Annotated in this window: 16 protein-coding genes; 7 read left to right on the top strand and 9 right to left on the bottom strand. The window is 40.7% G+C overall.

Annotated features, from left to right (window positions below; translation table 11 throughout):
• Window positions 1–2 precede the first annotated feature (2 nt).
• Together MMU05_RS08505 and MMU05_RS08500 are read right to left on the bottom strand one after the other, a co-directional pair.
• Window positions 3–710 carry a methyltransferase domain-containing protein gene (locus tag MMU05_RS08505; RefSeq protein ID WP_241141253.1) on the bottom strand — a complete coding sequence of 236 codons (708 nt, stop codon included), beginning with the start codon at window positions 708–710 and terminating at the stop codon, window positions 3–5.
• Window positions 710–1,786 (bottom strand): type III polyketide synthase, encoded by a 1,077-nt coding sequence (locus tag MMU05_RS08500; RefSeq protein WP_241141252.1) that lies wholly within the window; start codon window positions 1,784–1,786, stop codon window positions 710–712. Before MMU05_RS08500 ends, MMU05_RS08505 begins: the two co-directional genes overlap by 1 nt.
• Window positions 1,787–1,875: 89 nt before the next feature.
• On the opposite strand from MMU05_RS08500, the gene MMU05_RS08495 reads away from it, so the two are divergent.
• Window positions 1,876–2,769, top strand: coding sequence for a UbiA family prenyltransferase (locus MMU05_RS08495; RefSeq protein ID WP_241141251.1), 894 nt, complete (start codon window positions 1,876–1,878; stop codon window positions 2,767–2,769).
• Window positions 2,770–2,906: 137 nt separating this feature from the next.
• On the opposite strand, the gene MMU05_RS08490 is transcribed toward MMU05_RS08495, so the two are convergent.
• Entirely contained in the window at window positions 2,907–4,019 is a 1,113-nt protein-coding gene (locus MMU05_RS08490) for an NAD(P)/FAD-dependent oxidoreductase (RefSeq protein ID WP_241141250.1), read from the bottom strand.
• A gap of 124 nt (window positions 4,020–4,143) precedes the next feature.
• Between MMU05_RS08490 and MMU05_RS08485 the strand changes: the two genes are divergently transcribed.
• Both MMU05_RS08485 and MMU05_RS08480 read left to right on the top strand, forming a co-directional pair.
• Window positions 4,144–6,672 carry a zinc-dependent metalloprotease gene (locus tag MMU05_RS08485; protein ID WP_241141249.1) on the top strand — a complete coding sequence of 843 codons (2,529 nt, stop codon included), beginning with the start codon at window positions 4,144–4,146 and terminating at the stop codon, window positions 6,670–6,672.
• A 248-nt stretch (window positions 6,673–6,920) separates the two neighbouring features.
• Window positions 6,921–7,340, top strand: a complete 420-nt coding sequence (locus tag MMU05_RS08480; RefSeq protein ID WP_241141248.1) for a Fur family transcriptional regulator — start codon at window positions 6,921–6,923, stop codon at window positions 7,338–7,340.
• A gap of 1 nt (window position 7,341) precedes the next feature.
• On the opposite strand, the gene MMU05_RS08475 is transcribed toward MMU05_RS08480, so the two are convergent.
• Window positions 7,342–7,572, bottom strand: a complete 231-nt coding sequence (locus MMU05_RS08475) for a hypothetical protein (protein WP_241141247.1) — start codon at window positions 7,570–7,572, stop codon at window positions 7,342–7,344.
• 168 nt (window positions 7,573–7,740) lie between these two features.
• Here MMU05_RS08475 and MMU05_RS08470 point away from each other — a divergent pair, with 168 nt between their 5' ends.
• Window positions 7,741–8,256, top strand: coding sequence for a YcxB family protein (locus tag MMU05_RS08470; protein WP_241141246.1), 516 nt, complete (start codon window positions 7,741–7,743; stop codon window positions 8,254–8,256).
• A 245-nt stretch (window positions 8,257–8,501) separates the two neighbouring features.
• Here the strand turns inward: MMU05_RS08470 and MMU05_RS08465 are convergent, their stop codons facing one another.
• Window positions 8,502–9,002 carry a fasciclin domain-containing protein gene (locus MMU05_RS08465; RefSeq protein ID WP_241141245.1) on the bottom strand — a complete coding sequence of 167 codons (501 nt, stop codon included), beginning with the start codon at window positions 9,000–9,002 and terminating at the stop codon, window positions 8,502–8,504.
• Between the two features lie 509 nt (window positions 9,003–9,511).
• On the opposite strand from MMU05_RS08465, the gene MMU05_RS08460 reads away from it, so the two are divergent.
• Window positions 9,512–10,981 carry a BspA family leucine-rich repeat surface protein gene (locus tag MMU05_RS08460; RefSeq protein ID WP_241141244.1) on the top strand — a complete coding sequence of 490 codons (1,470 nt, stop codon included), beginning with the start codon at window positions 9,512–9,514 and terminating at the stop codon, window positions 10,979–10,981.
• Between the two features lie 29 nt (window positions 10,982–11,010).
• Here the strand turns inward: MMU05_RS08460 and MMU05_RS08455 are convergent, their stop codons facing one another.
• Window positions 11,011–12,105, bottom strand: a complete 1,095-nt coding sequence (locus MMU05_RS08455; RefSeq protein ID WP_241141243.1) for an MBL fold metallo-hydrolase — start codon at window positions 12,103–12,105, stop codon at window positions 11,011–11,013.
• 129 nt (window positions 12,106–12,234) lie between these two features.
• On the opposite strand from MMU05_RS08455, the gene rlmH reads away from it, so the two are divergent.
• Together rlmH and MMU05_RS08445 are read left to right on the top strand one after the other, a co-directional pair.
• Entirely contained in the window at window positions 12,235–12,708 is a 474-nt protein-coding gene (gene rlmH / locus MMU05_RS08450) for a 23S rRNA (pseudouridine(1915)-N(3))-methyltransferase RlmH (RefSeq protein WP_241141242.1), read from the top strand.
• 376 nt (window positions 12,709–13,084) lie between these two features.
• A complete protein-coding gene (locus MMU05_RS08445) occupies window positions 13,085–13,915 on the top strand; it encodes a hypothetical protein (protein ID WP_241141241.1) in 831 nt (276 codons plus the stop codon).
• On the opposite strand, the gene MMU05_RS08440 is transcribed toward MMU05_RS08445, so the two are convergent.
• The 3 genes from MMU05_RS08440 to MMU05_RS08430 are packed head-to-tail and all read right to left on the bottom strand — an operon-like array spanning window position 13,912 to window position 17,548.
• A complete protein-coding gene (locus tag MMU05_RS08440; protein WP_241141240.1) occupies window positions 13,912–15,144 on the bottom strand; it encodes an exo-alpha-sialidase in 1,233 nt (410 codons plus the stop codon). The two genes, MMU05_RS08445 and MMU05_RS08440, sit on opposite strands and share 4 nt — an antisense overlap.
• 2 nt (window positions 15,145–15,146) lie before the next feature.
• Window positions 15,147–15,839 (bottom strand): response regulator transcription factor, encoded by a 693-nt coding sequence (locus tag MMU05_RS08435; protein ID WP_241141239.1) that lies wholly within the window; start codon window positions 15,837–15,839, stop codon window positions 15,147–15,149.
• Window positions 15,836–17,548 carry a sensor histidine kinase gene (locus MMU05_RS08430; RefSeq protein WP_241141238.1) on the bottom strand — a complete coding sequence of 571 codons (1,713 nt, stop codon included), beginning with the start codon at window positions 17,546–17,548 and terminating at the stop codon, window positions 15,836–15,838. Before MMU05_RS08430 ends, MMU05_RS08435 begins: the two co-directional genes overlap by 4 nt.
• Window positions 17,549–17,577 lie beyond the last annotated feature (29 nt).

Raw genomic sequence — 17,577 nt, 5'->3', positions numbered from 1 at the left:
ATCTAAGAGAATCTGCAAATTACCCTCCACCTGAATGCCCAATTCCATTGGATATTAAATGCCCCCATTCCTGCTTTTTGTAAAACACGCTTGATGTCTTTTCTTGAAAAACCCCTCAAAACCGAGAGTGGCCCATCATTTTGGACCATGGGGGATTTGGAAAACAGTCTGGTCAGCACCTTGATGCTGTAATACGCCAAGGGATGACGGTGAAGGTCATTGACGATAATGCCCAAAGAAGCACCCCTTTTAAAAACCCTCATCAGCACAATTAGTTCCTCATCGGTAAAATGATGCGTAAAAAGTGTGCAGGTAAAGACGTCCACTTTGATGTTTTCAAACTCCCTGTCAAACACATTCTGTGTCAAAAAACTGACATTGGGATAATTTTTCAAATTCTCTTTTGCCATACCTATCGTATGGTCATTGGCATCTATTCCTACAAACTGGCAGTCATATCCATTCTTTGAAGCCCAATCTGCCATGACCCGCAGCATGTCGCCGCCGCCACAACCGATGTCTGCAATGGTATATTTGCGGTTTTTGTCACGTTCCAAAAGAATCTCCAATCCTGAGGTGGTAACATGATTGCCTCCCAAAAAACGGTTGATGGTGCGGAGCTCGCGCAATGTCTGCTTCAGAATTTCTCCCCCAACTTCCAGGTCATCCATGATCTCTTTGTCGTAGCAGCGCTGATCGAACTTTCCCATTATTTTTCCAACAAAAGCGTCTCCAAAGTCAACCCAGGGCCAAATCCCATTGCCAAAATATCACCCTTGGATTCCGAATCGAGGAGCCATTTTTTCAAAACAAATAAAATGGTTGCCGAGGACATGTTTCCAAAAGCCTTCAAAATATCGTGAGAGTATAAATTCTGCTCGGGTGTGATTTGGAAGGCATTTTCCACTTTCTGTAAAATCTGCTTTCCGCCCGGGTGGATTGCAAAATTTTTGATTTTGGACAATTGAAAAACTTCCTCCAAGTAGCCAAGAATCTCATTCAGACCTTTGTGCAGCAGGTCAGGAACATATTTGCTCAGTCTCATTTCGAAACCAAAATCCCCGATAGACCAAGCCATGTCGCTTTCGCCTTCTTTGAAAACCCGGCTGTGGTATTTTTTGATCTTCAATCCGACCGGTTGGCGTCTCACCAATGCCGCCGCAGCGCCATCTCCGAATATGGCATTTGCCAAAAGATTGTCCTCCGTGTAGTCCTTCTGAAAATGGATGGTACAAAGCTCAATTGCGAGTACAAGCACCTTGGCACCGGGATCGCTGTCACAGATGCGGTCTGCCAACTTGATGGCATTGAAAGCCGCATAGCAACCCATAAAATGGATGGCATACCGCTCCACGTCATTTCGGAAACCGAGGGCGTGGATAATCTCCAGGTCCAAGCCCGGCGCAAACATGCCTGTGCAGGAGACCAAAATCAAATGTGTGATTTCTTTGGCTTGGATATGGGTTTTGGAAAGGCAATCATCAACGGCCCTTGTTGCAAGAGTCAAAGCTGATTTTTCAAAAAGTCCCATCCTCATTTTGGTGGAGGGGAAGGGTTCCAATTCCTTGTTTTTTGGAAAAAAGCTGAATTTTTCGGGATTGACAAAATTGAAGTCTTCAATCACGCTGAATCTATTTTCTATTCCCGTTTGCCGGTATACAAAATTTAATTTCCTTGATTCCTGAGTATCCAAGCCATGGGCCATTTTCATAAATTCCCCGATCTGAAATTGGGGAACAGGATTTCCTGGGTTGGCTGTGCCAATGCTTACGATGTGGTTGTTCATTAAATTTAAGTTACACTTATTTTTTCTAACTTGGGATACCTGAAAGATAACCATCCCTTACCCTAAAAGTTAAAAATCTAAATTTATTTATGTTTAAACTATCAAGTTGGAAACACCTCAGAATTCCATTTTCCTTCTATCTCCTCCCGATATTCATTTTTGCTCTGGCTTTTACACCCAACCACAATCCCGAAAGGATGCTGATTGTGCTGGTAGCTTTGCACTTGTTTCTTTACCCTTCGAGCAATGGTTACAATTCTTATTTTGACAAGGACGAAAAAAGCATCGGTGGTCTGCGCAACCCGCCCAAAGTCACCAAAGGGCTTTATTTTCTTTCTTTGGCGTTTTTTTTGGTTTCCCTGGCGCTTGGTTTGATGATCAATTGGCAATTCAGCAGCATGCTGCTCGTGTATAGCCTCGTGTCCATGGCTTACAGCCATCCCTCCATCAGACTCAAAAAGTATGCCTATGTAAGTTGGGTGGTCGCAGGGTTCTTTCAGGGATGCTTCACTTTCTGTATGGCTTATGCGGGATTGAGTGATTTTGGTTGGGAGGTATTTTCCAAAAGCCACGTCTTGATTCCGGGCTTGCTGTCCAGTCTGATGCTGTGGGGTTCTTATCCCCTGACCCAAGTCTATCAACACGAAGAAGATTCCAAAAGAGGGGATATCACGCTGAGTCTAAAATTGGGTAAAAAAGGAACATTTGTTTTTTCAAGCGTCTGGTTTTTGGTGACGGGAATCTGCTTCAGCTGGTTTTTCTTAAGCAGGAATCAGGAAAGCGCCTTTTATGGATTCCTAGGCGCCATGCTTCCGGTGATTTTGTTTTTTCTGGTCTGGTTTTACTTTGTCCAAAAAGACGAGGAAAAATACACCAACTATACCTGGACCATGTGGATGAACAGGATATCTGCCATTGCGTTGAATATCTTCTTTGCTTGGTATTTCTTAGAGAATACGCAGATTTTGCAGGCTATAAGTTAATTTCTCAAGTTTGAAATCAAAACGTTGCATTGGTTTTAAGATCAATATCTTTAATATCCCAATATCAATCAGTATCGATTTGATTGGAGAAAGACAGTTGATTAACTAGTGTCATTCCTAACATCCAAGGCTTTGATTTAAAATCTTTCCCCATGTGTCCTTTTCATAATCTCTTTTGCCACAAAAGGGGAACTTTTGATCAGTCCTACTGAAAATTCTGAAACTGCTTTTGACCCAAAAAGCCACTGCACTTTTCTGCCGATCCACAGTCTGGTTCTGAAAATGCGGTTCCATTGGGCGCGGTATTGGCTTTCAATCTGAATTCTTTCCTTGTTAAAAAGAATGGCTTCCGCAGCCAATTTGCCTGTGTGGATCGCGATCGCCATGCCATTGCCGCAGAGCGGAGTAATCAATCCTGCTGCATCTCCGACCATCAGGATATGGTCTTCGACTGGTTGCTTGGGTGAAAAATTGATCTCGTTGATGACTTCCGGTTTGTCAAAAAGGAACTCACTGTTTTGAAAAATTTGCCTGAGATGGGGATTTTTGTGGAGTACCTGTTTTTCCATTTCAGGAATGCTTCCATAATGTCGGAGCTGCTCTTTGGAACCCAAATAACAAAGATTAAAAATCCCTTTTTCCACTTGGTTTAGGCCACAATATCCCCCCTCAAAATTATGCAGGGCGACGGTATTCGGATCAAAGTCCGTTTTGACGTGGTACTTGACTCCGATAAATGGACTCCGCTGATGCATAAAAGGCCTGTCCATAGCTTTGTCCACTTTGGATCTTTTGCCAAAAGCGCCAATGACATGGTTTGCTGACAGGGAATTGCCTTTATTGAGTTTGAGAAAAAACCTGTTTTCTTTTGGCTCAAATCCAACTTCCTCCACCTGCGTCTGGAGCAGAAATTTTACCCCTGCAGCTGATGCTTTTTGGAACAAAAACAAATCAAACGCATACCTGCTGATGCCGAAGCCTCCTAGGTCCAAGGGCATATTGGCCACGTTTCCCTTGATGGAACTCAGCTGAAACTTGGTGATGACGGAAGGATCTATTTCCTGAGGGAATAGATTTTCCTTGAGTAAAAAATCTTTGACTTCATTGGAAATATATTCTCCGCAGACACGGTGAAAAGGGTAAGATTTTTTTTCAATGAGCAAAACCTCCCTTCCGTTTTTCGCCAATTGGTGTGCAGCGATCAATCCCCCCAAGCCTCCACCAATAATGATTATGTCTGAATGCTGCATAAAACTGTCGCGCCTTTTAAATGGAATGAATTGCCGTTTATCAAATTTCGGCCTTTGAATTTAAGAAAAGCCCTGAATTACGGGTTAATTTCAAAAGTTAATTATCAAGTCAACTATATAACACATGAAGAAGTTTACCCAAATGTATTTACGAAAGGGATTGACGTTTCTTCTTTTGATGGGAATGGTCTTCGTCGGTGACGAGGCATTTGCCCAAAAGAAAAAGAAAAAAGATTCCAAAAACGCCCCTGCGGCGGCAACTCCGGCACCTGCAAGACCGGCACCACCGAAGACAGGGCCAAAACCTTACGCCGAAGTCATTACCGACAAAGCAAAGTCAAAAGACGGATTGTTTAAAGTCCATGAATTGGAAGGGAAATATTTCTATGAAATCCCCGATACCCTGATCGGGAGAGAAATGCTCATCGTCACGACCATTGCCAAGACCGCAGACGGGATCGGCTATGGAGGTGAAAGGACAAACACTTTGCTCGTCAGATGGGATCAAAACGGAGACAACGTACTGCTGAAAGTGGTTTCTTACAGCAACACTGCCGCTGATTCTTTACCGATATTCACTGCCGTAAAAAGCTCCAACCTGGAACCGATTCTCCAAAAATTTGACGTCAAGGCCAAAGCCAAAGACGGCAAAGGAGTGGTCATCGAAGTGACGGATTTATTCAATAAGGACGTTCAGGCAATCGGTTTGCCTCGAAACAGAAGAACGGAATATAAAGTGACCCGGTTGGACAATGAGCGCTCCTACATCGAGCGTATCAGCACCTATCCGATCAATATCGAAGCCCGGTATGTCATGACCTATGCCGCTACCGAACCGCCATCCAATGCGAGTACAGGTTTGATTACTGTAGAGATGAACTCTTCCATGGTACTGTTGCCAAAAGATCCCATGATGCAACGTCTTTCGGACAGACGTGTGGGATGGTTTAGCCGCTCTGTGGTAGATTATGGGCTTGACGAGCAAAAAGCCGCGAGAAGGACTTTCCTAGACCGTTGGAGATTGGAAGTGAAGGAAGAAGATTATGAGAAATTCAAAAGAGGTGAATTGGTCGAGCCAAAGAAACCGATTGTGTTTTATATCGATCCTGCCACGCCTGAAAGATGGAGACCTTACCTGAAGCAGGGAATTGAAGATTGGCAGAAGGCTTTTGAAGAAGCAGGATTCAAAAACGCCATTCTTGCCAAAGACGCACCTACCAAAGAAGAAGATCCTGATTGGAGTCCTGAAGATGCGAGGTATTCTGTCATCAGGTATTTTGCCTCGGACATCCAAAATGCATACGGACCACACGTGTCTGATCCGCGGTCGGGAGAGATCATCGAATCAGATATCGGCTGGTACCACAATGTGATGAACCTGCTCAGAAACTGGTTCTTTATCCAAACCGCAGCAGTCAATCCAGAAGCCCGGGGTGTCAACTTCAGGGAAGAAGTCATGGGCAGGTTGATCCGGTTTGTATCCTCCCACGAGGTGGGACATACTTTGGGTCTCCCGCATAATTTTGCTTCATCACATGCTTATCCGGTGGATTCTTTGCGTTCCGCAACTTTCACCAAAGAATTTGGAACAGCACCTTCCATCATGGATTATGCGAGATTCAACTATATCGCGCAGCCGGGAGATGACAATGTCAGCCTGATGCCGGATGTAGGACCTTATGATAAGTACTCCATAGCATGGGGTTACAGACCTATCTTGGAAGCCAAAACTCCCGAAGAAGAGCAACCTACTTTGGACAAGTGGATTTTGGCCAAGCAGGGAGATCCTGTTTACCGTTTTGGACGTCAGGGCAACAACTATGATCCAAGCAGCCAAAGTGAAGACTTGGGTGATGACGCCATGAAAGCTTCCGATTACGGGATCAAAAACCTGAAAGTGATCCTTCCAAATCTGATGAAATGGACTGCTGAAGCTGACAAACCATTCAAAGACTACAGCGACCTCAACGAAATGTACGGTCAGGTGATCGGTCAGTACAACAGGTACATGGGCCACATCCGAACCAACGTCGGCGGGGTATATGAATTCTACAAATCATCGGGCCAGGGTGATGCCGTCTATGTTCATACTGATAAGACAAAGCAGAAACGTGCCGTTCAGTTTATAAACAAAGAATTGTTTGCCACGCCTACATGGCTGATGGATGAAAAAATCATTGAGAGGACGGGTGATTTTGGAGCATTGGAAAGAATCCGCGGAGTGCAAGTCACCACTTTGAATGGAATCCTGGAATGGGGTAGACTTGGAAGAATGATCGAAAACGAAGCCCTAAATGGTAAAAATGCCTACACCATGGTGGAGCTGTTTGATGACCTGCGTGGAGGAATATGGAGCGAGTTGCCTTCCGGCAAAACAATCGATGTCCACAGAAGGAGTCTTCAGAGAGCCCATATCGAGCGTTTGGAATTGTTGCTAACCGGAAACGAACCAAATCTTCCTGCACAGTTCAGAGCCTTTGTTGGACCGCAGATCAACGCTTCCCAATCTGACATCAGGCCGATGGCGAGGGGTGAACTGAATACTTTGAAAAGACAGATCACTGCAGCCATTCCAAGAACTTCCGACAAAGTATCCAAACTCCATTTGGAAGATGCTTTGGAACGAATCAATAAGATACTGGATCCAAAATAGGAGGCATGAACTAATTTGAAATGATACAGGGTAATTGATTTAAGCTTCTTACCAAAATGGATTTGATATTCATTGATATTGGATATTGATGGATATTGGTTCAAAAACCATCATTTCTTTAATATTGAAGTGACAAGAATAAAAATGGATAATAAATAATCTTGAGAAAAGGCCAAGCTGAACAAGTTTGGCCTTTTTTTGTGTTATGGTCCTAAGTCCCTATTTTTACCCAAACATATTTCAAAACGATGTCCAACAGCCCTCTTCAACTCCTTCAGGAACACAGTTTGCGTATTACCAATTGTAGACAGGAAGTTTTAAAGACTTTTTTGGAAAGGCAGGTGGCGCTTTCCCATTCCGATCTCGAAGAGGTTTTGCAAAAAGACTTTGACAGGGTAACGATTTACAGGACTTTGAAGACTTTTTTAGACAATGACCTCGTCCATAAAGTCCTTGATGACAGTGGGGCGACCAAATATGCGTTGTGTTCACATTCCCATGCCGGAGAGCACCGTCATGACCACGAGCATGTTCATTTCAAATGCGAAAAATGTGGTAAAACCATTTGTATCGAAGAAGTGAGTTTGCCAAAAATCACTTTGCCTGAAGGATATATCAATAAAGAAGTAAGTCTTTTGATCCAGGGAGTCTGCGACAAATGCAACTGAGTCAAACCTCCATGGGTTCTCTCGGCGCTTTTTTTGTAGGAGAATCTGTAGGCCAAATTACCCCCGGAGGCAAATCGATTTTTGGTGGGGTGAAGTCTTCTACGCCCCCATCACCATCGTCACTGCTGTCCGTATTTCGCCCAAGATTAGACTTGGTCATAGTAGCCACAAAATAAATCAGCACCACGTAGGCAACTCCACAAAGGACCAAATCAACTATTAAGCTACTCATATTCAGAGAAATTTGAATCAATTTACTACAAAACCATGTAGAAGTCAATGAATTAACTCTTCAAAGACAATATTGATTTAAGAATTTTTAAAAAAATCAATTGGTTTCCTGTTTAGCTTGTGAAATAAGGGATATCATTAGATATTTGCGCACGAAAAAAATTAAGTAATGATAGTCAAAACAAAAAAATATCAATTAGAAACAGGAACCTATATCAAGTTGGGATTGACCAATATCCTCAAAGAACAATGGTGGGTCGTCTTGATCGCCATCGCCATAGGTTGCGGTTATTTTTGGATTGCATCTTGGTGGTGGATCAGCATGGCAATACTTGCCTATGCATTATATTGGCTTTTTTGGGTAATCCAATTTGCAGGTGTAACCCAAATGGAACAGAACAAGGTCATCTTCGAAAAAATGTCCTATGAGATTGACAGTAGGCAGATATTGATGAAACTCAACGTCCAACAGGGGATGCCCATCAAATGGGACCTGATCAAAAAGGTGGACCTGACAAAAGATGCGTATATCCTGACAATGTCCAAAGCCCAATTCATATACCTTCCTTTCAAAATCTTTAACACGGAGAATGAAAGGAAATTTTTGGAAGCCATCCTCAGAAGAAAAGGATTTCTTCCTGAACAGCCCGCAGGCAAAATAGCCACGGCGGAGGTGAAAAAGTAAAGAGACCATAGTCCATGGACGACAGCCCACACTTGTCCGCCGTGGCGGAGCTGCTGCAAATGGACTTCAATCCAAGATTTTATTTGGTAAGTGGCAAGTAAGCGTACATACAAATAAAACAAAAGGCCTGATTCGGTTTGAATCAGGCCTTTTTCGAATTGATATTTAAAATCTGCCACTTTGGATTTGAATAATTGATTTCAATTCAAGTGGCTGTCGTCCGTCGACCGTGGTCCGTCGACTCGTTACATTTTCGGCAAAATCACCGTGTCAATCACGTGAACCACACCATTGGAAGCTTCGATGTCAGCAACGGTAACAGTAGCATTATCTACCATGGCTTTTCCATCTTTCAAAGTAATAGTTACTTCAGAACCTTGGGCAGTTTTAGCCTTCATTCCGTTTTTCAGGTCTTTGGAATAGACTTTTCCCGGAACTACGTGGTAAGTCAATACAGCTACCAATTGGGCTTTGTTTTCAGGCTTCAAAAGATTCTCCACTGTTCCTGCAGGAAGTTTGGCGAAAGCATCATTGGTAGGAGCGAAAACAGTGAAAGGGCCATCACCCTTCAATACGCCAACCAAGTCACCGGCTTTGACAGCGGCTACCAAGGTGGAAAGGAACTCGGTCTGAACCGCAAGATCAACGATATCTGCTTCCGGGTTCAAAGTGGCATTCTTGTTCAATGTGAATGATGATGTTAGGATAAAACAGAACAACATCGCAACTGCAAATAATTTTTTCATGGTAATAAAAGTTTTGGTTAGGAATTATAAAGCCCAAAACGTATCCTATTGTTTTTCAATTATTTGTGAAATTTTGTTAGGGGATTTTGGCTTACAGTATATGACTGTTTGTTTACGAAAAAGGGCTGTTTAAAGGAATGATTTATTTGGACGGTATCAAATCATAGCTCCCGCAGATTGCGCTGACTGGCGCAGAAAAATGATGGATTGGATTTGGGAAAGTATTGTTCTAATGGAAAAGAATAAGGTGAGAAGCAACTCTAAAGGGTGTTTAAAAAACTCTGCGGGAGAGTTGGAAAGTTTTGATTTCTAGAAAAGCAAGTTATTTCAATCTTAAAAAGTAGTTGTTTATTAATGAAATTACACTTTTAGAGTTGTGGAAAGGCGAAATAACAGACAAAATCTTGCAGAATTGGATGATTTAGGAGACGTGGAATAAAATATTCATTGAATGTTTTTTGACAATACTTGAGGAAAAAGTAATTTCATATTGACTTGATTAAAAGAAAATGGAAAATTCAAATCTAATAACTCCAAGAATTTATCTTGATACCAATTCAATCACCATTAAATGTTCCCCCAATTGTCATGTAGGATTCAGACAACAAGTTGATGGCGTGGAATACGAGGTAGTTGATTCTAATTTACTTAGAAAAAGATTAAAGGAAGGATGCGATATGAGTAAACTTTGTACCACTTTGGTTACCAATATGGAGGCATTATTTGAGGATTCAGACTTTAATCAACCCATTGGTAATTGGGATGTTGGTAATGTCACAAAAATGAAAGGGATGTTTAGAGATTCGAAATTCAACCAAAACATAGAGAATTGGGATGTTAGAAATGTTATTGATATGAATTGGATGTTTCGTTATAGTGTTTTTAATCAACCTATAAATAATTGGAATGTTAGTAAAGTCCAAAGTATGAATCAGATGTTTCGTTCTTCAAATTTCAACCAACCAATTGGAAGTTGGGATGTTAGTAATGTGAAAGACATGAAAGGAATGTTTTGGGATTCAAGATTCAATTCACCTCTTGGAAACTGGGATGTGAGCAGCGTAATCGATATGAGTTATATGTTTTCCATATCTATTCCTCAACGAAATCAAGAATTCAAACACTTTAATCAAACCATTAATAATTGGAATGTCGGCAATGTAAAAAATATGAGTAACATGTTCTCAAGATCGCCCTTCAACCAACCAATAGATAATTGGGATGTATCTAATGTTGAAAATATGAATGATATGTTTTTTGGCTCTTCCTTTAATCAACCTATCGGAGATTGGAATGTTAGTAAAGTTAATAATATGAGTTTTATGTTTTCTGATTCTCCTTTCAACCATTCTATAAAAAATTGGGATGTAAGTAATGTTTTAAATTTTGAGAATATGTTTTCAAACACACCCTTTAACCAACCAATAGTAAAATGGAATGTAAGTAAGGTTACTAATATGAGTGGAATGTTTTCAAATACACCCTTTAATCAACCGATTAATAATTGGGATGTTGCTAAGGTAACAGATATGAGTTGGATGTTTCGTGAATCCCCATTTAACCAACCTCTTTCAAATTGGAATGTTGGTAATGTTAAAGATATTAGTAGGATGTTCTCTGAATCCCAATTTAACCAACCCATTGGGAATTGGGATGTAGGTAATGTTGTTAATATGAATGGGTTGTTTTATGATTCCAAATTCGACCAACCAATAGGGGATTGGGATGTTAGAAATGTTGTTGACATGAGTTGGGTATTTCACTGCTCCAAATTCAATCAGCCTATCGGGAATTGGAATGTTATTAACGTAAAAGATTTAACCTCAATTTTTTCTAAAAACTATATTTTCAACCAAGATATTTCTCGATGGTGTGTGAAAAATATTTCTTCAGAACCCAAGGATTTTTCAACGGGTTCACCATTAACTGATGAAAATAAGCCTAAATGGGGAAGTTGTCCTGATCATTCAAACAGTTAAAAAATTGAAATCAATATAATCTTGGCTTTTTAACTAGATGGTTTCCATTGAATTACAATTGATTTTTGATTTTCTGTCACCATTCGAGGATATAATTGGTTCGCTATTATCTCACCAAGAACTCTGTCTGATGGATGTCCATAGGTGTTTGTTGTACCAAAAGAAATTACAGCACAAACATCCTTCTGTAAAATTGATCCAACAAAATTGTGAATAGAACCGTGGTGGGGAACTTGCAATGTTCCAATGAAAGGCAAGAATTGTTTTAATTTTGAATTAATATCCTTAACAATATTTGGTTCATTCAAATCAATATCCCCTAAATACAAACAACCACTTTGAAAATCTAAATGTCGGATAAAATAAAAGTGAGTATTATGATCAAAGCAATGAATTCGATCACTCATTTTTTTACCAGAAAACAAAATCATTGAATTCTTATTAAGATCACCGTCAACATCTTTATATGCTTTGATGATAATACTTTTGTTTTTAATGATTTTGTTTATACTGTCTATTTCAACTAAAGAAAGACCTTCATTTTTGATTGCTTTTTCAAATTGTTTTTCCCTTACTTGATGTTCATAATTGAACGGAATGAATAGCCAATCATTATTCAAAAAAGATTTAAATACAGTTCCACTTGGAAAATTTTCAGAATTCTTTACTTCAGAAATATTTATTGAAATATTAGTGTTAATTTCTACTGATTCTTGATCGAAATTATTCGTTTCAATTCTAATTATTGGAATATCCTTACCGAAAAATTCATCCGGATCATCAATTAATCTTGTATCTAAAAAATTATTTTCAATCAAGTTTGCAACTTTCAATAGTGTTTTTGCAGTGTTGTCAATAAGAGGTAGAACAACTTTTTTTATATTACAATGCTTGGCAAGAATTTCAATTCCATTAATGTGATCAGCATGAAAGTGTGAAATGAATAAAACATCAATTGAATGGTCTTTGGGAAAAGTGGACTTAATTTTCCTTTCAAATTTTTTTCCTTGGAGAGTTGTTGATCCACAGTCATATACAATCGTAAATTCAGTTCCCCTTATATAATGTCTTTCAGAGTAAAAAGCTCCTTGCCCAATTGGGTGAAATGTTCTGATTAATTCCATATTTAAGTTTTTTAAATATCTCATTAGTTTACTAATTATCCAACCTGCCCTACCTGCTTAACATGAATCCTTCTTCACAATTATTTCCAAAATCCAGATTATTCGGTTAAGCTTTAATTATTTTGCAGGATGCAGATCAGACTTATCGCCGTCGGCAAAACAGACCATGCCGCCATTCAGATGCTATTGGAGGAATACAGCAAGCGCTTGGGGTTTTATATCAAGTTCGAGTTGGAAATCATGCCCGATCTCAAAAACTCCAAAAACCTCAGCGAAGCCTCCCAAAAGGAAAAAGAAGGAGAACTGATTCTGAAAAAAGTGCAGACTTCAGATGAGTTGGTGTTACTCGATGAACAGGGAAAGCAATATTCGTCAGTGGATTTTTCGGACTATCTCCAAAAGAAAATGAATTCAGGTTTGAAGCAGTTGATATTTGTCATCGGCGGGCCTTATGGATTTTCAGAAGAAGTCTACCAAAGGGCAAACGGCAAAATCTCTCTTTCCAAAATGACCTTTTCCCACCAAATGGTCCGGGTATTTTTTGTGGAGCAACTGTATCGGGCTTTTACGATTCTGAAGAATGAACCTTATCACCATCAATAAGACGTGAGGCAAGAGATTTGAGACGGGAGATTGGGGCAAAGGAAAAAGAGCCGAGAGGCAAGAAGCGAGAAGCAAGATTTAAGAATTGAGGAGGAAAGTGTTGAGTTAAGAATTCAGAATTCAGAATTAAGTCCATCATAATTCATGCTCCAATTGATTAAGAGTAAAGCCTGAATGTTTTTAGAGCTTCTTGTCCAATTTTTAGCGCTGCTTCATTTCAACACACAATCCAAAATCCTTTTCAGAAAGTGCATTTTTTACAATACTTAATTTTCAATGTTATTTTAATGTTAAGTTTTTGATCATTTATTTCCTTAATATTAATTTATTGTTAATTTTGGATTAACCGAATGTTACCATATGCTCCTCAAAGTAAATGAAAAAATTGTCAACGATACTGTTATCTCTGCTATTGGTTAGCTTCTCTGCTAGCTCTCAAGATAAAATTGACCATTTGATTCTTCCTGTTTTTGACAATACTTCTGAAAGAAAACTACTTTTTAACCATCAGAATAATCCATTTTTATTGCTCCAATCACTTTATCCAAATGAAAAACTTTCCCTGACAAATTGGAACCAAGTCGTATCGGATTTGGATAGGATACCCACCAGGAAGAGAAAAAGCCTTAGAATCCTGTCGGATGTTTTTTTTCTTGCACAACAACATCTTTTGAAAGAATACCAAAAAAACGCCAACTTCTCAAAGACTATTGATCAGGGAATTTATGACTGCGTCACGGGTACTGCTGTTTATGCCCTGCTCTTAAACCGGTTTGATATTCCATATGAGATCATCGAAACTGAAGAGCACGTATTCATCCAAGGAATATTTAAGAAAACCCCGTTTATCATAGAAAGTACTTTTGCAGTTGAAGGACTGATCTTGGGAGAGCAGGAGACTTTGGGATTTCTGAACAGTTTTATCATTCATTCATCTAAATCTGCCAACCTGAAGCCTGTTGAGGTGGGATCGTTTTTTTCCAAAAATGAATCCAATACCCTATTCGAAAAAATCGGACTCCGTGAATTGGCAGGGTTGCAATATTATAATGATGCGGTCAAAAAATTTGATGAGCAAAAATACAAAGCCGCCTATGTGCAATTGCTAAAAGCAGAGTATTTATATCCTTCAGAACGGATTATTGACTTTAAGGGAAAAATGGAAATGCTTTTAGGGGTGGTTTCTAGAACTGATACCAACTATTAAATTGGCATTTTTGCGACTTTGACCTTTCTAAGTTCCCCGGAATCATCCGTCCAGGCAAACCAAAGGGTATTTCCGTTTTTGGCCATTTGGGGAAAACCACTGCTTCTTTTGTCGGATGAGGTAGCCACTTGAATCGGATTACCCAATTTGCCGGAGGAATCCACCGACCTGACAAGAATCTTCCCCTCTTCCATCCAACACACCATCGCCTTGTCTTTGGCTATCATTTCAATGTCCACGCGTCCAAGGGTTTGCCCAAGGTCGATTTTGGTAGGCGTTTCAAAGGACTTTCCATTGTCATCGGAAAAGGAAACTTTCACTTCAGGATTGTCATTTGCACCTGTATACCAAGCCACAGCAACCTGATTTCCTATGGCAGAGACTCTTGGGCCATTGACAGGACAGGCGGCTATTTCCCACAAATCCATATAAACCGGTGCCGTTTCTTTCCAATTTCCGTTTTCAAATTTTGCAATCCCCAAATCCCTGATTTCAGTTTCGGACCTGTCTCTGAAGATCACCAACGGGCCTTCCTCAGTCATGGCCGAGGTCGTCTGACAGCAGTCACAAACCCTGTTGTCCAGTTCCCATTCGTCTATTTTCTTCCCTTCAGTATCCAATACCGCTGCCCTGACAGTCATCTGTCCATGGTGACCGTGGTCGTGGCTATGGTCGTGACCTCCACCTCCGGTATTTCTTCCATCAAGCCAAGTCACCAACATATTTTCTCCCCAAGGGACCATGGAAACAAAGCCGTGTTCTGTTTGGGTCTTGTCATCGTGCAGGACAAAGGGCTCAGACCATAGCTTCCCATCTTTGGAAATGCTGATCCGGACATCGTAGGCAAAGGTTCCTTCGCCGCTTTTCTGTAAAAATGCGGCGATCAAAGTACCGTCTACAAAAGCTGACATCTGTGGATAATCCGCCCAATTGACAAACCAATCCGATCCTTGCGCAATGGTGGTTTCGGGGGAAAAGGTATCCCCTTCCAACTTAGAGAATTTAAAAATATTGACAGAATCAGATTTTTCTATCCAAGAAAGATACGTGTCGCCTTGAAGAGATGTGAAAAAATACGGTTCTTCGATATGGGCAGTTTGTGAGGATATTTCTTTCACCAATCCTACAGAAGGGGCAATGGTTTCCTGCTTTTTTTGCCCACAAGAAAAAAGGGCTGTCCCCAAGAGGAAGCCCAATATAACAATTTGATTGCCGGTTTTTTTGGTCATTTTTAGTCAGTTACCACCATTTTGAAACCTTCCCCGTGGATCGTAATGATCTGGACCTTGGGATCGTCTTTGAGGATTTTCCGGATTTTGCTGAGATACACATCCATGCTTCGCGCATTGAAATAAGAATCATCTCCCCAAATCTGCTTCAGCGCATGGCTTCTGTTTACCAATTTGTTGATTTCCGAAGCCAAAAGCCGGATCAGTTCATTTTCCTTGGAAGTGAGCTTGTGGATGCCGGAGGGACCTTTGATGTATTGCTCGTCATAGTGGAGTTCAAATTCCCCGAATTTGTACAGTTTTAGCGTCAGAACTTCCTCCGACTTTTGTGTTCGACGGAGAATCGCCCCGATCCGGAGCAGCAATTCCTCCATGCTGAATGGCTTGGTGATATAATCGTCCGCCCCGATTTTCAAACCCTCGATGATATCTTCTTTGAGGTTTTTGGCAGTCAGGTAAATGATAGGGAGGTCTTCCTGTACTTTCTTGATCTCTTTGCCGAGGGTAAAGCCGTCTTTCTTGGGCATCATGATATCCAAGATAGCCATGCTGTATTTGTCCTTTTTAAACTTGGTCCAACCTTCTTCCCCATCTCTGCAAAGGGTTGTTTCATATCCTTTCATGGTCAGGTATTCCTGCAGGATATCCCCTAGATTCGGATCATCTTCTACTACTAATAGTTTTGGTTTGCTCATGGTGTCTTGGGGAGTTTGATGGTAAATATACTTCCTTTTCCTGGTTCACTGTTTACGGATATTTCACCCTTATGGGCTTCAATAATGGTTTTGACATAGGATAGTCCAAGTCCAAAGCCTTTTACATCGTGGACATTGCCTGTGGGAATCCTGTAGAATTTATCGAAAATTTTCTTGGTGGCTTCTTTTGACATGCCTATTCCATTGTCCTGAATAGACACGAAAACAAAACCGTTTTGGTCCCAAGCTTTGATGTGGATGATAGGACTGTCTCTGCTGTATTTGTTGGCGTTGTCGAGCAGGTTATTGATAATATGCGACAAATGGAATGGATCAGACATCAGATTGGGATCATTCATCCTGTTTTCAAGGGTGATTTTTCCGCCTTTATTTTCCACCTGAAGTTCAAACTGCGATTTGGCATTTTCCAAAATTTCCGTCAGGTCGACATATTCCATTTTCAGGCTGAACTCCTTTTTCTCTAAAGTAGCTGCTTGCAAGACTTTCTCTACCTGACCTCCCAATCTTTTGTTTTCATCCTTGATGATGGTCAGGTATCTTTTTCGGAAAGATTCCTGGTTCAACAATTCAGGATCTTGCAAAGCTTCCACAGCAAGGCTGACGGTTGCGATGGGAGTTTTGAACTCATGGGTCATGTTGTTGATGAAATCGTTCTTGATTTCGGAAAGGTTTTTTTGCCGGATGATCACCCTGATGGCATAGACAAAACAGAAAATCACGATTCCGATAAATAGCACCGAACTCAGCACTGGAAGCCATATTTGTCTGAAGACATAGGCTCTTTTATACGGAAAGTGGATAAACAGGTAGTTTTCCTGCGGAATAATATCCCCCGGAAATAGCCTCGCCTGCATTTTTGAATTGACCAAAGAGAATGAATCTACCAAAGCTGTCACCGGAAAAAGCTTCCCCTTTTCATTGATTATCCCCAAATCGAAAGGCTGTTCAATCCCTTTTTCTTTAAGGTTATTTTTCAGGATTTGATTGACCTGACCGGTATCCATTCTAGAAAAGACATCTTTCTTCCCAATCAATTCTCCCCAAGCACGGTCAAACAATGCGATTTTTTGATTGGCTACCCTGATCTTCTCCAAAAAATCCATGGGGATATTGTACTCCTCGACAAAATCTGGATTAGGGGCAAACCCGTATTTGCTCCTGTATAACTTTTCAGATTGGTCAAGGTAGTTTAGCTGCCGTTCCCTTTCCTGAAGCAAAATCTCCATTTCGTCAGGGGTAAACATAGAAGAAGCAATCTCCGGTGTCAGGGTGGTAAAGAAATTGTCGAGGTCTTCCATGACCTTTTTGTCAAGACCCCTGTATTCGATCAATCTTTTAAAACTTTGACTGATCTGAGGAATGGGTTCTTTCAGTAAAGTATCAATAACCGAGGGTCTTTTTCTTCCTGAAATAGGTCTCTGGCGAATCTGTACGATTATAGGCTCAATCTGGTTGACAAGCGATTGTTGGAGCATGGTGTCCTGTGCAAGCACATCTAGAAAAACATCGCTGGTTTCATCTTTCTCTATTTGTGCAATAGTCGCAGCCAAGGATTGATAGACTGCCTGTTCAAATCTTTCCTCGTTGATGCGCAGTGCATTTCTGATCCAATAGTACTGGAAGCCCACCAAACCAAGACTGGCAATGGACATCAAGATGATGATCAGTTTCATTTGGGAACTCGACATGATGCAAATTTATTCCTTATTGGATGGTA

The organism is Cognataquiflexum rubidum (assembly GCF_022538115.1).
In the GTDB taxonomy this organism is placed as follows: Bacteria; Bacteroidota; Bacteroidia; order Cytophagales; family Cyclobacteriaceae; genus Cognataquiflexum; species Cognataquiflexum rubidum.
This window is presented reverse-complemented; position numbering and strand designations above follow the sequence as displayed.